The sequence below is a fragment of the Mesorhizobium sp. M7A.F.Ca.US.007.01.2.1 genome, from assembly GCF_003998165.1.
Classification (GTDB): domain Bacteria; phylum Pseudomonadota; class Alphaproteobacteria; order Rhizobiales; family Rhizobiaceae; genus Mesorhizobium; species Mesorhizobium ciceri.
This window is the reverse complement of sequence record NZ_RZQP01000152.1, coordinates 1-15,246: the sequence shown is the minus strand read 5'-3', so window position 1 is coordinate 15,246 and position 15,246 is coordinate 1. Positions and strand designations below refer to the sequence as shown.

The 15,246-nt window shown below is 62.9% G+C and carries 11 protein-coding genes and 3 pseudogenes; 5 read left to right on the top strand and 9 right to left on the bottom strand.

Translation table 11 applies throughout. The features are described 5' to 3' along the window. Both EN949_RS23575 and EN949_RS23570 read right to left on the bottom strand, forming a co-directional pair. Positions 1-689 (bottom strand): annotated as a pseudogene (locus tag EN949_RS23575) (type 2 isopentenyl-diphosphate Delta-isomerase); the annotation flags it as partial. Positions 690-777: 88 nt separating this feature from the next. Then, positions 778-1,671: pseudogene (locus tag EN949_RS23570) on the bottom strand (hypothetical protein); the annotation flags it as partial. 902 nt (positions 1,672-2,573) lie between these two features. Here EN949_RS23570 and EN949_RS23560 point away from each other — a divergent pair. From EN949_RS23560 to EN949_RS23545, 4 genes are read left to right on the top strand one after another with little or no spacing between them, the layout of a single operon-like run. Next, positions 2,574-2,870, top strand: a complete 297-nt coding sequence (locus EN949_RS23560) for a DUF2604 domain-containing protein (protein ID WP_024505654.1) — start codon at positions 2,574-2,576, stop codon at positions 2,868-2,870. After that, positions 2,863-3,480: a putative metal-binding protein gene (locus tag EN949_RS23555; protein ID WP_024505653.1), complete on the top strand. Its 618-nt coding sequence runs from the start codon at positions 2,863-2,865 to the stop codon at positions 3,478-3,480. Before EN949_RS23560 ends, EN949_RS23555 begins: the two co-directional genes overlap by 8 nt. After that, entirely contained in the window at positions 3,477-3,965 is a 489-nt protein-coding gene (locus EN949_RS23550; protein ID WP_024505652.1) for a Mov34/MPN/PAD-1 family protein, read from the top strand. The genes EN949_RS23555 and EN949_RS23550 overlap by 4 nt, the downstream gene beginning before the upstream one ends. A gap of 3 nt (positions 3,966-3,968) precedes the next feature. Then, on the top strand, positions 3,969-5,528 hold the full coding sequence (locus tag EN949_RS23545; RefSeq protein WP_024505651.1) for an E2 ligase fold family C protein: 1,560 nt from the start codon (positions 3,969-3,971) through the stop codon (positions 5,526-5,528). Positions 5,529-5,734: 206 nt separating this feature from the next. Here EN949_RS23545 and EN949_RS23540 read toward each other — a convergent pair whose 3' ends face one another. The 7 genes from EN949_RS23540 to EN949_RS23510 all read right to left on the bottom strand — a co-directional run bounded on the left by EN949_RS23540 (position 5,735) and on the right by EN949_RS23510 (position 13,702). Then, on the bottom strand, positions 5,735-8,203 hold the full coding sequence (locus tag EN949_RS23540) for a S8 family peptidase (protein WP_063169237.1): 2,469 nt from the start codon (positions 8,201-8,203) through the stop codon (positions 5,735-5,737). Positions 8,204-8,220: 17 nt separating this feature from the next. Further along, positions 8,221-9,207 (bottom strand): ATP-binding protein, encoded by a 987-nt coding sequence (locus EN949_RS23535; protein ID WP_024505649.1) that lies wholly within the window; start codon positions 9,205-9,207, stop codon positions 8,221-8,223. Between the two features lie 355 nt (positions 9,208-9,562). Beyond that, entirely contained in the window at positions 9,563-11,533 is a 1,971-nt protein-coding gene (gene rlxS / locus EN949_RS23530) for a relaxase/mobilization nuclease RlxS (protein WP_063169238.1), read from the bottom strand. Between the two features lie 178 nt (positions 11,534-11,711). Further along, a complete protein-coding gene (locus EN949_RS23525; RefSeq protein ID WP_024505647.1) occupies positions 11,712-12,395 on the bottom strand; it encodes a lytic transglycosylase domain-containing protein in 684 nt (227 codons plus the stop codon). Continuing rightward, positions 12,383-12,931: a S26 family signal peptidase gene (locus EN949_RS23520; RefSeq protein WP_024505646.1), complete on the bottom strand. Its 549-nt coding sequence runs from the start codon at positions 12,929-12,931 to the stop codon at positions 12,383-12,385. Before EN949_RS23520 ends, EN949_RS23525 begins: the two co-directional genes overlap by 13 nt. Beyond that, positions 12,928-13,197 (bottom strand): helix-turn-helix domain-containing protein, encoded by a 270-nt coding sequence (locus tag EN949_RS23515; protein ID WP_024505645.1) that lies wholly within the window; start codon positions 13,195-13,197, stop codon positions 12,928-12,930. The genes EN949_RS23520 and EN949_RS23515 overlap by 4 nt, the downstream gene beginning before the upstream one ends. Before the next feature lie 181 nt (positions 13,198-13,378). Next, a complete protein-coding gene (locus EN949_RS23510) occupies positions 13,379-13,702 on the bottom strand; it encodes a DUF736 domain-containing protein (protein WP_024505644.1) in 324 nt (107 codons plus the stop codon). Positions 13,703-15,122: 1,420 nt separating this feature from the next. Between EN949_RS23510 and EN949_RS23500 the strand changes: the two are divergent. Then, positions 15,123-15,246 (top strand): annotated as a pseudogene (locus EN949_RS23500) (co-chaperone GroES); the annotation flags it as partial.

The window sequence follows — 15,246 nt, the reverse complement described above, 5'->3', positions numbered from 1 at the left end:
GCCCTCCACTGCGGCCCAACTGGTGCCGCCGGCGCCGGCGACATCGATTACCGCCACGCCCGCCTCGACGAGCGCACAGGCACCGAGGCGGACAGGCCCGCCCCCACTTCCTTGGCCACCATCGGCACGCCCACGATGCGCGCGGCGCCAGCGATCAGCGCCAGGACGCCGCGCCAGTTCGCGGTCGCCCTCCGGCTGTACCGCTTCCTGCAGCGGATTGAGATGGACGATGAGCCCATCGGCCTCCAGCGCGTCCACCGCGCGACGCGCCAGGTCCAGGCCGTCGGCCTCCCGCAGTTGCGCGGCGCCGATATTGGCCAGCAAGGGAATGTCTGGCGCCAGGCGGCGCAGCGCGCGCGTTAGCCCCTGGGAGTTGCGGGATTGCAGGCTCACACGCTGCGAACCGCACATGGCGATCCCCAAGGCTTGCGCTGCCTCGCTCAAATGCCGGTTGATGGCCTCGGCCCGTGGCATGCCGCCGGCCATAGAGCTGATCAGCAGCGGCGCGCGCATAGCCTTGCCCAGCAGCGAGGCGCGCAGGTCGATCTGCGTCAGGTCCAACTCGGGCAGTGCGCAGTGTTCGAGATGGATGTACTCCCAGCCAGCGGCCACCGTGGCCGGCGCCGTTCGCCGATCCAGCACGATGTCCAGATGTTCGTCCTTCCCCGGCTCAGGGCGGTGTCGCTCATGCTCGCTCCATCCGTAGCAGCGGGCGACGGCGTTGCGTCGGATCGAACCGACGGCAGCGCGCCCAAGCCGCCGCCTCCGGCGCGTCCAGGCCGACGCACGCTGGCCTCCCCCTGCAGCGTCGCTGCGATAGCGGCTGGTCGAAGTCTGGTAGTACTGCGCGCGGATCGCCGCCATCGCCTCGATCAACGGTCCCCACGGCGCGGGAAAGCATTCTTCCGCCATCACCCGGTGCAGCATGCGCGTATGGCCGGCCAACTCGTCGTTGAGGAACTCAACCACAGGCATAGCCGGATAGCGCTGCAGAAGCAGGATCGCCGCGTTATCGCCGGCCGACCTGTCCTTGTCGCGTCCATGCAGATCGTTCTGCAGGCGCCCTATCACTGAGATGAGCCGCAGGACCTGGCGAAACGCTGGACGCGCGCGCAAGGTCGCCATGTCCAGCCCCCACAGCAGCGACAGGCAACAGAACACGGTCCCGTAAGCGATCGAATCGATGCCGTTGTGCAGGTACTCGGCGTAAGACCAGCGTCGCGCCCCTGCCGCCTGCGCGTGTCCGGCGCGCAGCGCCGCGCAGTAGCACCGGGTATAGTCGAGAAGCCGAGCATAGTCGTGACGATCGTAAGCGAGCGCAGCCAGCGAAGCGCGCAGCTGAGCGCAGCCCTCGAATCCGGAGAGCACGCACGGTACGCCGTGCCCCAGCGCCTGCTCCAGGGCGGCGAGCTGCTCCGGCGCGATCAGGCCAACGTCGTTGCAATCGTCTAGCCAGAACAGCAGCGCCAGTTCGCGATAGAACGCCACGATCAGCGTTTCGTCCTGCGGATCGCGGCCGGTGCGGGCGCTGGTGTCGCGCAGGCTCGGGTGAATGCGTTGCAGGATATACTGGCCGCCCCTTACCGCTTCCTCAGCATGCTCATCCGCGAAACCGGTCAGGGCACGCCCCCACTCAAGCACCTGCTGCAGCGCGCGTTCGGTCTGGATCATGGCGCCGCCCCTGCTCCCTCGGCTACGACGCGCCGCCCACAACGAAGCGCCAGCCACAACCCGGCGAGACCGCATCTCCGCGCCATAACGGCGATCGCGAAGTTATCGATCCGATTGCCAGTTGCTGATGCAAGCTCTTGTGAACGGCCGTTAGGACCGGCCCGCAGCCTCGCCGGCAGTATCGAGCAATCCGCTTGCGCCGGCTCGCCATAGCAGGCGAGGACGGCAAGGTCGCCGGCGGCAAACGCACGCGAGCACATTGCAAGCGACATCCGCGAACGCGGCGCCGACTGGTCAGCCTCCGCCTCGGTGCCCGCATATGTCCGCGAGTCGAGCAGCGCCTTCGCCACGAAATGAGCAGAACGCCTTACGAGCATCGACCGCCGGCTGCTGCGCATGCGCGATGATGAGGCATGGTCTCGCAGCGGACCCGTTCCGACAGATGCTGCACCAGGGACGAGGCGACCTTATCCAACAAGGCACCACTTGCGCTGTTTGTGGAGACGAGCGTCGGCTGCATCCATGCGGCTGCTTGAGTGGTGAAGACTCTGAACGACGGTTCCTACGGCGCTGCCGGCGCAATCGGCTGCTTGGGGGACGCGTGACGCAGTCAAAGCTCCCCTTGCCAAGCACGGAGCAGGCGAGTGAGAGAGCAGATGAATAGGCGTGTCGCCAATATTTTTGCATTGCTCTAATCGATTATAGTTGTGAGGAGCAATTTGAGACCATTTACTTGCGGCTCAAGTCACCCATAAAAGAAGGCAAGCACCGATTCGGTAGCTTATCCCCTGTCTTTCGCGTACTCGCGGCCGTGGCGCCGGGTGAACGATTGAAGACCGCCGGTCTCACTCGCAGGTGGGCGCCAGGGCGTGGGGCGGTTGGCAAGCCACAGGAGTAGGACAATGTCGAAGGATTCGGGTAAGGGCGATAATCACGGCGGCGGACCGGGCAAGATCGAGATCACGGTGGTGGTGAACGGCCAGCCCACGCAGGTCGAAGCCAATCCCAACCAGCCGCTTCACGTCATTCGTACCAAAGCCCTTGAGAACACGCAGAATGTCGCCCAACCAGCCGAGAATTGGGAATTCAAGGATGAGGCCGGCAACTTGCTCGATGTCGACAAGAAGCTTGGCGACTTCGGTTTCCCGAATACTGTGACCCTGTTCCTCAGCCTGAAGGCGGGCGTCGCAGGTGCCTAAACACCAAAGTGTGGATCCGGAGGTCTCCCGAGCGAAGTTTGATCGGGAGATCGGCCGGTTCCGGCCATATGCTGATGTCTATCGGGCTCAGGGCTGCTTCTTGATCGAGGCGACCTTTCCGCGCGCTTTCTTCATTTTCGCCAGCCCCAAGTTAAAGCCACGGGTGGTCAGCGCAGCGAGCGAGGTCGACTTCACCGACTACGACTTAAGACCACCGTCCGTGGTCTTCGTCGATCCGTTTACGCGTCATCCGATTGCCCGGAAAGATCTATACCTGAAAATGCTTAGACGTCCGCCGCTGCCCGGAACGCCGCCGGAGATGATAGGAGCTCTCATCCAGCAGAACGCCGTGCCGCTGACGGACTTCATCCAGGCCAACAGTCCCGAGGACGAACCATTCCTGTGCATGGCGGGCGTCCGGGAATACCACGACAATCCAGCCCATTCAGGTGATCCATGGCTGCTTCATCGGGGTTCTGGCGAAGGCTGTTTGGCCTTCATCCTGGACAAGATCATCAAGTACGGAATCGTTCCTATAGAGCAGTTGCAGATTCAACTCCAACCGACAATCGTAGGAATGGTGGTATCCCCTCAGGCGATACAAGAATGACTGGTTTGAGAGATGTAACGATCGTGACTCTCCCGCGCGGCTGCATCTCGACCACGCATGGGCATCTGCGCTCAGTTGGTCGCGAGGGCAATGAGGGGATGGCGCTCTGGGTCGGCGTTCAGCAAGAGCGGCACTTTGCCGTAACAGAGACGGTTATCCCGGCGCAGCGTCACATTCGGACAAACGATGGCGTTTGCGTGATCGTTGCGGCCGAAGAACTGCACCGGCTCAATGTCTGGCTCTACAAAAGCGGCCTGAAACTCTTGGCCCAGATTCACAGCCATCCGGGCCGCGCCTACCATTCGACGACGGACGACGCTTATGCGGTTGCTACCACGGTTGGGTGTCTGTCGCTGGTAGTGCCGAATTTCGCCCGCGAGCCTTTCGATTTTGCTCGGGTCGCCGCCTATCGGCTTGACGAAAAGGCCAAATGGAATGCGCTCCCTCCCGCGGCACTGTCGCGAATGATCATGATATCGAGTTGAACAATGGCATTCGCTAACTTCATCGATCGCGCCGCCACGGCGGCATCTCAGGTCCTGGCCGATTTTCATCTGGGAGACTTCAAAGCAGCTCTTGAAAAGCAGGTCGTGGCAGTCGCCTTCGACCATCAGGCCGCTTCCTGCGCCGAAGGCCAGGCGACACTAGATCTTGCGGTGAGATTGCTCGCTAGGCTCTACCCGGTTCTGGCGATACTCCCGCTGGACAGCGCGGCGAGCTCTCAAGCCCAAGCGCTGGAGCGCTTGGCAAAGTCGATCAATCCAAAAGTCGGCATCCGGCGTTCCGGCAAGTCTGCCACCGTCTGCGTCGTTGCAGGGGTAACGCGCCCATCACTCCGGTGCCCGATCTTTTTCGTGGGATCGGACGGTTGGGCGGCAAAGCTGTCGCGTACGGACCCGGTGGGCTCTGGCCCAAGTCTGCTGCCTTATGGAGCTGGCGCCGCCAGTTGCTTCGGCGCCGCCAACGTCTTTCGAACTATCTTCGCTGCCCAGTTGACCGGCGCCGAGTTGGACGAAACCATCGACCTCTCGCTATGCAGCTACGACAAGACCAAAGCCGGAGAGCCTGGCCCGATCGACTTCCCAGTCGACCTTGGCGAAACCCACCTCGTTGGGCTCGGTGCGATAGGCCATGGCTCGCTTTGGGCGCTAGCGAGACAACCCGATCTCAAAGGTCGTCTGCATGTAATCGATCACGAAGCGATCGAACTCTCAAACCTGCAGCGCTACGCATTGGCTGGCCAGGCGGAGATTGGTATGTCCAAAGCGGTTCTTGCAGCCACCGCCCTTAGATCGACTGCCCTTGAGGTCGAGGCGCACCCTCTGACGTGGGCAGAATATGTTGCGCGCCGGGGCAATTGGGTCTTCGACCAAGTGGGTGTGGCGCTTGACACCGCCGCCGACCGTCTGGCTGTCCAAGGTGCACTGCCGCGATGGATCGCAAACGCTTGGACGCAGGAGCACGATCTCGGTATCTCCCGGCATGGTTTCGATGACGGCCAGGCTTGCCTTTGTTGCATGTACCTGCCATCCGGAAAATCCAAGGACGAGCACCAGCTGATTGCCGAGGAACTCGGAATACCGGAAGCACACGAGCAGGTGAAAACGCTCCTGCAGACCAATGCCGGAGTTCCCAACGACTTTGTAGTTCGCGTGGCTACAGCGATGGCTGTGCCGTTTGAACCGCTAGCCCCGTTTGTCGGCCAGCCCCTGCGCTCCTTTTATCAGCAGGCTATCTGCGGCGGTCTGGTGTTCCAGCTTAGCGAAGGAAGTCGCCGCGTTCGAACTGTGGTTCCGATGGCCTTTCAGTCGGTGCTTGCCGGGATTATGCTTGCCGCGGATTTGGTCAAACATAGTGCGGGGTTTCCCATGAGCCCGACGACGAGCACTCGGGTGAATCTTCTGCGCCCCCTTGGCTCTCACTTGCACGATCCGAAGGCCAAGGACTCCAGCGGCCGCTGCATCTGTAGCGACGACGATTTCATTGCCGCTTACAGGCGCAAATACGGCGAGCGCGTTGATCAGGTAAGCGATGTCTCGGCCGCCTAAACAGACGCGCACCTCTCCGTAGACGCAGGGGGCGCGGCTTGTGGGCGTGACCATGGGCGCCATTATCACACGCTTGGCCCGCTCCTTTGCCGGCCTATCGTCCTCCGCGCATGATCCCTGTTGCCGACGTGATGATCCAGCACCAGCCGCCATGGCACCAGAGGCTGGTCAAACCTCCGTTGTTGGCCGATTTGGACAGTGCTGCATCAGGTCTCGACCGACGTCTCGACAGTCAGGGCTGCTTCGACGGGTGTGAAGATGTCAACATCGACCCCAGGCGCCCGCATCGTCACAATCAGGGCGTACCGAGCCAGAGCGTCGACGCGTTCCAGGTAAGGCTTCTCCTTCCACCAGCCCCCGACCGGGAACACGCCGATCGCATCACGCTCGGCGAGATCGGCGGCGCTGCCCGACCAGAAATCGGCGTGCAACGAGCCGCGATCGCGGAAGGTGCCGAGCAGCCACTCTTCTCCGCCTCCAGCAGGCGCCCCTTCCTCCTCGTCCCGAGCGGCCTGATTGATGCGGGCTCGGAATTCGTCGACTGTCTCGGTCGCTGACTTTACTCTGAACCGAAGACCATGGGACGCGTAACGATGCCGGCGGGTCCATCCGCGTTCACCGGGGTTGGGTTCGATGAAATAGGACAGCGTGACGCGGAGCTCGACCTGGGCAGCGCCGAGCGCCGCGAGCTGCTCCTTCGGCCAAGGCAGGCGATGCAGCTTCATGTCACGCGTTTTGGCAGCCGCGCCGCCCTCGCGCTGGAAAGGCTGAAGCTCATCTTCAACGATAAGCGTGAGGTCGTTCACCGTTGACAGAAGCGCGCGCCCAAGATCTGGCACGCCGTAACCATAGCGCCGCACGAGCGCCTGGATCTCGCCCTTCGCTCCGTTGCACGCATCGATGCGTGCGCGCATCGCCGGAGTCCATTCGGCCGAGTGGACGATCAGGGCGCGAACCGTTTCAGGCCACAGCTCGGGGCGCGCTGATAGAATTAGTCCCGCCATCCGTGCGGCATGGGCCGTTGCCGCGCTCGTATCTCCGAGGGTGGTGAAGTGGCGCAGTTCGGGTCGATAGAAAGTGGTCAATATCTGCAGATCGTCGATCGGCTCGCCAGGCAACACACCGTCATGGGCGAGATTGCCGCCTTCGAAGACGACCTCGGGCTTCACCGGCCACTGCCTGTCCCAAACGACCGAAGTGCGACTGCGCGGCGAGAGCTCGCCGACCGGCGCGATCGGAGCGTAGCCCGCAAAGTCGGTGTCAATGATATCGACCTTTTCTGTGAAAGCGCCGACCGTCAGCGCATTCCAGGCCTGAGAAGGATCATCGACTGCTTCCAGATCGTTGCGCGTCAAATGCTCGGCCGGCATGAGGTCATCGCCGATGTTGCCGGCAGAGAGAACGATCAAGCGTCGCTGCTCCTCTTCGAAACAGAGTTGGTCGATAGCGGCAGACCACGATGTGGGCCTTCCACGCGCCGGACTGGCGCTTGTCACAGCCATTGCGATCGCGCGGCGGCGCTCCGGCGCCTGCACCTCGGCGCGGGCGATCGCTTCCGCGGTGATCGAGCCATAGAGTTCTGGATCGTTTGCCTCGTCTTCTGGCGGAAGGATACGGACACTCTCCAGCCGAAAGGGCAATGGAACTGGATCGCCTCCGACCAGGAGCGGGACCAGATCACCGTACAGGCCGACACCTGCCATTCGCGTCCCGTGGCCGCTCCACGCAGGTGTGTCGTCGCTGCCCCATGCCGGTTTGACGGTGTGCCAGTCTTCAACGGCAAGTGCGGGTTCGATCAACGGGTGGGTGCGACGTACGCCGCTGTCGAGAATGCAGACCGCAATATCGGATTGAGGCGGTCTGACGCGCCCGAGAAGCTCGTCGCTCCAGTCCCTTTGCTCCGCGCCGCCAAGGCCCATGAAGAAGGACGGCGTATCCTTCGCGCGCCGCAGCTCGGCGACGACATCGCTGTGCGCAATCATGCGGTCGAGCATTGCCGTGCTGGCGAGTGCCAGCATGACCACCCGCTCCGGAAACCTGACCGCATGCGTGCGCAAAGTGATGTTCAGGGCTTCGGCAATGTGCTCGAAGTTCTCGCGGCGACCGTCGCGCAGCCAGACTTCCCACCACACCTGCTCGTCAGCGGCCTGGGGGAAGAGGTCGTCGTGGTCGGTAAACAACGATCGTGCAGTCGCCAGCCTGACTGTCTCCATGCGGGAGACGAGCGGCTCGTTGCGCGGTCTGCCGCGGTCAGTGTCAACGTCTCGATACGCCTCGACTTTCCGCAAATAATAGGCTTGCGCGCTTTGCGGCAGGAACACCGACGCTGTGATGGGAGCACCGGGTTGAGTTGGCTCATGGACGGCGACCAGCTCCATGTGCTGGCGACGATCGGCCAACTGGTCGAGGGCCGCCCGTCCGGACATGGGCAGATCGATCTCGAGGTAAAAGCCAGGCGTGCCGACCGACAGCTGGGGGTCACGCGCCGCAATCTGCTGGCGTGCACTTTCGACCGCTTGTTCGATGGATTGCGTCAAGGCCGCAGCATGCGACGCCCGATCACGCGCCGGCAGCGGCGGTGCATGTATAAGTTGGTTGGGCCGCCGATAGGCTTCCCGAATGCCGTTGTTGCGAAGGTGGATATGGGCGCGGTCGCGCGGAAAATCGTCTGCCATTATGATCTGTGCTGTCGCTACTCAGACAGCGAAGCCTGCCGGCGTTCCTTCAGAGCGTCGATGAGCGCTTCCGAGGTGATCCGCTTCCCCCCCCGCAATATGATGGTTTTTGCAGCGTCGTCGGCCGCGCGGGTGATCTCGGCCTGCGACAGTCTCTCTGCCTGAGAGATCGCCTCGTTCCAGGCAAGCCCTCTGGTGTCGAAGCGGTCGAGTCGAGCCCGAAGCAGCGCCTCGATAATCGGCCGATCGGGCACGGCGTATTCGATGACATCGTCGAAACGGCGGAACAAAGCTCTGTCGAGCAGCTCGGGATGATTTGTTGCCGCAATAATCAGGCTGTGGCTGTCGTCTTGCTCGAGAAACTGCAGAAACGAATTCAGCACGCGCCGAATCTCGCCAACATCCTGGCGTTCGCCTCGACGCGCGCCGATGGCATCGAATTCGTCAAAGAAGTAGACGCCCCGCGTCGCCTGCATTGCATCAAAAACAAGCCGCAGCTTTCCGGCAGTCTCTCCCATGAACTTGGTGATCAAACCATCGAGGACGATCATGAAAAGGGGCAGATGAAGCTCCCCGGCCAATGCCGATGCGGTCATCGTCTTGCCTGATCCTGGCGGGCCGACCAGAAGCAGTTTGCGACGGGGAACAAGCCCGTGCTCGCGCAAGCTTGCTTGTTGGCGCTGCTCTCCCAGCACGCGGTGCAGGCGCGAGCGCAGACTGTCCGGCAAAATCATGTCCGTCAGTCGCAGGTCCGGATAGCGCACATGCAGGAGGCCTGCGAGTTCGCCCTTTGGCTGAAAAAGGGGAACCGGCCGACTGCTCTTGGCAATCCGGGCGTCCCTGCTCTTGGCTGCGTCGACCAGATCCTTGAGCTCCTGAGCAAGCTTGCCATGGCCTTGACGTGCCTCATGCGCAGCAAGCTGCATCGCGATAGAGAGGAAACGATCCTCGTCGCCGGCAATGTGGCTTTTAAGCAGCGTCACGATATGGCGGGCCGTGGTCATGGCTCTCTTCTGGGGTATCCGTTTACTTGGCGAAGCGCATGCAACCTAAACGCTTTCAACGGCGATTTGTAACGCGCAATGGTGTTTTTTCTCTTGTCGATGTTCGCCCGTGGCAACTTCAGCGGTGAACTGTTGCGCCGCGGTCATAGGCCAGCCGGAATAACGCCGGCCAGCAGACAACAGTCCGCATCTTCGAGCGCTCGAAGTCTGGCCACTCACGCAGCGTGTCGGGTCCGAACGCTCCAAAGCCGCCCCGCCTGGCAGGTCCATGCGACCGATTGCGGGCGTGCGGCCATAAGGTCTACGCGGGCTCGCATGGCTGCCCGCGCCGCTGGCTAAAAAGCTGTACACCATCTCACGAAACACCAGGTCCGCTCCTTTGCCGGCCGACGGTCCATGAAATCCCCTCCCCACTCACGACACCGGAGACCTCCTTGCCCACATGGCGCTCAAGCACCGGCCGCCATGGCACCAGCGTGAACTCGCGCGACTTTTCAACGACGGCATATTTTCCGCTGGCAAGCTCGACGGAGCGGCGGAGCGTACCCTCTACTCGTCCTCCGAATCGCGCTTCGGCATAGGGCAGGCCAAGTTCCTCCGACAGTTGGCCAGCAACACGGTTCAGTTCTCGCTGGCGCAGGATCGAAAGCATGTTGGCTCGATAGACGATCCCATCCTGTTCTTTATGCGCGAGGCCTTGCGCGATCAGCCACTGCCGCCGGCGAGCTTGCGCCTCTCTCACGTCGCGGCCGAAGCCGGATCCGTGCAAAGGCTCGGGTCTATCGGCAACCAGCTCCCGGTCGAGCCAGGTGGCGCCGTTGAAGCTGACCTGTCGCTCCAGCGCCATTGAGGAGAGCTTGTCGGCAACGACAGGCTCGGCCCTGGCCCGCTGGCCCTCATAATTCGCGACGCGATCGAGATGGTCCGGCGCGATGAGCCAGGTGCCGTTCGGCTCTCGCTCAACGCCGCCGGTCGCGCGGCGGATCGCCTCCAGCCGCCGCACATGCGTTCGCGCAAAGCTCTCGGTGGCGGATGGGTCATGCTTCAGGTGCATATCGACGTCGTAACGGCCGCCATGCGCGGCGGCGATTTCGGCGATGGTACGATCGACCTGCCTCGGCTCGGTGTTCCTTGGCGCGACACGCACGATGCAGCCATTAGGCATCGTTTCCATCGCCTCGCCTCTACCGATGTTGATCCAATGGCTCTTACCGTCGACGGCGTCGACGATCATGTAATGGCGGTCATTGATCTCGTCGGCCAGTCCACGCGCGACAACGCGACCGACGAGAGACTGGACGGGCTCGCCGGATCGATCGTGGATCACCCAGTCGGCGGCCCTGCGGGCAAGCCCCTTGCCGGTCAGTTCGCGGTGCATGGTCTTGATGATGTCGCCGCGTTCGCCGGTGCGGCGCAGCGTGGCTTCGAGCTCATCGTCGAGGCGCCAGGAGCCAGCGCCGACCTCCGCGGCCAGACCCATCCGCTCGAGCTTGCGCAGCCGTCCCTGGTGCAGCGTCTGGCGAATGGCGTCGGGACCGCCCGGCGAGACCAGGCCGTCATCATCACGCATGCTGAGCAGCCGACGGTCGATGCTGGTGAAGCGTTCCTGCTCCATTTCCCGGCGCAGGCGAAGCTCAATCTCGCGGTCGGTTCGCGGACCGAGATCGAGGCTGACCAGCTCGGCCGCCCGCTCGCGGATGCCAGATGAGATATATTCGCGCGCGATGACCAGGTTCTCGCCACGGTCGTCCCTGCCACGGACGATGATGTGGCTGTGCGGGTGGCCGGTGTTGAAATGATCGACCGCGACCCAGTCGAGCTTCGTGCCGAGGTCTTCCTGCATCTGCGCCATGAGCCGCCGCGTCAGCGCCTTGAGGTCGTCGTACTCGATGCCGTCTTCGGCAGCGACGATGAAGCGGAACTGATGGCGGTCGCCGTCCGCGCGATCGATGAACGCCTTGCCGTCGACGCGGCCGCTGTCGGCGCCGTAGAGCTCGCCAGGTTCACCTTCGCGGGTGACCCCGTCGCGCTGAAGATAGCGTAGATGGGCACGCGCCCCGTCCGCGCCCTTGCCGGCGAGCTTGACGACCCGCGCCTTGACGATCACCCGGCGCTGGCGGAAGGCGGCATACCGGTCGCGCGATTTCAGCAGTGCGGCGGCCGCCCCGCCGCGCCCTGTCCGGCTTCCTGTGAAGCGACCACCGCGTTGCGGCCGGCCGCCAGCCCGGTTGATCGCCGCACGAACCTGGCCGGCATAGCGTTTGCCGGCCTTCGAGCCGCGCGACCCGATTTTGCCGAGCTTCGGCCTGAACTCGTCATCCTTAATGCGAGCCTCCCAGACATATCAAGCAAAATCAGACACTTACACGTCAAACCCTCTTGGCACCGGCGGCAGCCTCCCGGAAAAACGATGTGCAGACAAAGATTTAACCGCCTCCTGGAGGCGGTACCTTTATCTTGCCTTCCGCGCCCAGCCCCGCCAGACGCGCCCCCGTCCGCCATGGCTAACGCACCGGCTCCTTCGGCTGCGCGCCGTCCTTGCCGAGCGGCACGAAGAGATCGCCGTTTCGCACGCCTGAGTGAACACCGTCATGAATGAAGAACAGCGACCGTCCGAGAGGAGCGATTTGCGCCTTTGGAGCGACAGATTGGCTTTCGAACGCCTCGATGTCGGCCGCCGAAACTCCGGCCGCCTTGAGTTGGTCGAGGTACTCGACGGTCTCTTCTGGCAGCGGTTTGCCACGCTTCAAATGCTCGTCGTAGCGCTCGGGACCGGCATTGTAGGCGCCAAACAGGCCAGGAAATCCGAAGCGGTCATACATGGCACTGAGATAGGCCGTGCCGGCCAGGATATTGTCGCGCGGATCGTGGGGGTTAGGCCCAAGGCCGTGTTCGACCCGCATCTCTTCATAGGTGCCGGGCATCACCTGCATGAGGCCCATGGCGCCAGCGGGGGAGGTGATGGGGCGGCCGCCGCGCATTGTCTTGCCGCCGCTTTCGGCAGCCATGACGGCATAGATCCAGGCTTGGGGAATATGGAAGCGCCGGCTTGCTTCCGATACCAACGTCTGCCACTTTCGCAGCTGCGGACTTTGGGAGATGGCGACCGGCTCAGCGCCGGTCGAGGCGGAACAGGCGCATGGCGCAATGGCGATCATGCCCAACAAGAGGAGGGTCACTCGGTCCATAGTGGTACGAGCCTCCCGATGACATTTTGAGTGGGAACAGGCCCGAAATAGCGGCTGTCGAAGGAGCGGTTTTTGTCGCTGCCGAGCAGGAAAACCTCGTTATCCCCGAGCGCTCGGCAGCCGTTCCACCATGGCAAAGGTCGGCCTTCGGCGTCGATTTTGAGCCGGCGCGCGACGATGTCGCCGCCGATGATGATGGCGTCATTGAAGGCGCAGACATTATCGTCCGGCAGCGCTGCAAGACGTTTTGCCAGCGGCACATTGCGAGGCAGATAGCTGCGCTCGGCGGCGAGATACGCCGCGTATTCAGGCGGGCGCACGAGCACGAGATCGCCACGCGCCAGCGCTCCCGCAGCGATGCGGTAAAGGCCGATCGGCGCGCTGGCCGAGGCGTTCCAGACCAGCCAAGGGGCGGGCTTTCCCAGCGCCGTGAAGCCCAAAAGACCGAGACCGGCCGCGGCCAAGGCGACCGTCTTACGGGCTCGAACACGCCTCAGGCGGCTGCCGATCAGATGGATGGAAGGGCGCCGCCTCATGAACGGCCTCCCGTGCCGCCCTGGCCGGAACCGGCCTTGCCATCGCCGGCGATGGAGTGCTGCGGGTGTCCTTTCGACCAATGGTCGAGTTCGTCGATGTGATAGCGGACATAGCGGCCGTGCTTGCGGAATTTCGGGCCGCCGCCCTTGAGCCGCATCTTTTCGAGCGTGCGCTGGGAGAGCCCGATATAGAAGGCGGCTTGGGCTGTGCTGAGAAACGGGCTGCCCTTTTTCGCGCGGGCCGCGCGTTCGTTTTCGTCGTCCATGATGATCCTCGTTTCGCTTCGGACAAGCGAGGGCGAGGATGGGCGAGGGAGATCGTCTCGGGGACGGGCGAAGAGTCGGGGGAGAGTTTTCGCCGCCCTTTAGGGCGGACGGGGTTTGGGTGGAACTCCTGGGAATGAGCCCCGCGCCGGGGCTGCGGCGCGAGGCTCTTATCTCGGCCGGTCAGTCGGCCGGGTTCCAGATGATGGCGTAGGTGTCGTGATCGTCCTGGCCGGCGGCTCGGCCGAGATTGGCGTAGAGCTTGCGCGGTCCGAACTCCGGCGCTGCAATCGACAGGCTCACATAATCCTTGCCGGAAGTCTCGCCGGTGCGGATCCAGCCAGCGCCGACTTCGACCCCTTGCGTAAGCACCCGGAAGTCGGGATGGTTATCGGCGCTCTTGGCCTGGTTGGGGACGATATCGATGTCGGCGCGGACGCTGAGCGTCTTGAACTGGCCCTTGTAGGCGCCGTTTTCCTGCTTGTTGACGTAACCGATCGCGGTCATTTCGAAGTCTCCTTTTGTGGTTTCGCCGGGGACCATCCCCTGCGATGGCGCACCGTAATGGGCGCGTCAGGACCGCCTGAATCCGACAGGGCCGCAGCGACAGTGAAGGACCCGAGCGGGCAGCTTTTTTGTGAGCGAAGCGGCGCGAGGAAGCCGCCGCAGGCGGCGGGGAAAAAAGCTGATGGCGCGAGGGTTTCGGGCGGCCGGACCCGCCCATAGGTCGACAAGCCAGCCGCAGGGATGGTCCTTGGAGAGAGCATGGAGACCGCTCGCCAAGTGCGGTCTGTCAGCCAAGCAGGACGCCGGGATGAAACGGCCTGCAAAGATGCTGCGCCCTTATGCCGGATCGAGATCGTGCCAGCGGGTCGGGCGCCAGAGCAGACATCCGGCATGGTGCGATCTATGAAAGCAGGGCTCGCCAGCGGGAATTTGATACGCGAGGGGGCCAAAGTAAGGCTGGATGAGAAGCCGGTGCTACCTGCAGGTCCAGTGTCATGTGGCGGCGCTCGGGAAACCGCTACGCAATGTAACGCGCTCTTATGAGGCGAACAGACCGGCCCCAAAACCGATCGACCGGTGGTCGGCGCGAAACGCGTCATGCCTGTCCGAAAGCTGACAGTGGCAGAAGACGCATGTCGGGTTCCGCACAATTGACCATGCTGGATTTGTGAGGTTTTCAGGGAGAGCCATGCGTTCACTTCCCAGTGAGCTTTGGCACGGCATTTGCTCTTGATGTGGCAACACGGATCGAAGGTTGACTGCATGCACAAGCGCGAGATGAGCAATGCTCTCCTTTCCTGGAGGCTTGGCAGCAGATTCGATTTGACGTTGCGAGGAGCTTCAGCCGCTCGCGGCGGAAGTGATCTCAAATCTGAAGGCACCGTTGGGGCCGCAGCCATCAAACACATCTTTCTCTTTTTCGCAGCTCGTCTTCAACGCGATGCGGACTTCTTCGCGTCGACGGCGGCCGAAGGTGGAGAAGGGGCTCGACTTGCAAAAAGGAGTTGTCAATGACGTCTTACGTTCGCACCAACAGCCCGGCGCAGGTGCGCTCACTGTCCACCTTTGGCAAGCATCTGCAAAGGAGCGTGCTGACGGCGACGCTGCTTGCCGCGGCTTCGACGGGAAGTGAAGCGCAGCCCTATGTTCGTGCTGACGGCAGCACGACTGACGACTTGGAAGCGGCGCGAGCAAGTTGGCGTCATGACGCCGAATTCAATGGAAATGTGGGGCTCGCAGCCATCAACGCGGATGCCGCGTATGCGTTGGGTTCCACCGGGGAGGGGGCCAGAGCTCCTCGCCTGCCCTCGTCCGTCTTGACGAGTGCCCGCTTACAGCCTACCTCACTATCGCGTTAGCACTCGTCCATCGCGAGTGCTAACAAAAACCCCTCAACAGCGCACCAGGGAAAAATCCGAAAATGGCAAAGTCGAAGTTCCGCCCGCTGCATGACCGCGTGGTCGTTCGCCGGGTCGAATCCGAATCCAAGACCGCTGGCGGGATCATCATCCCCGACACGGCAAAGGAAAAGCCGCAGGAAGGCG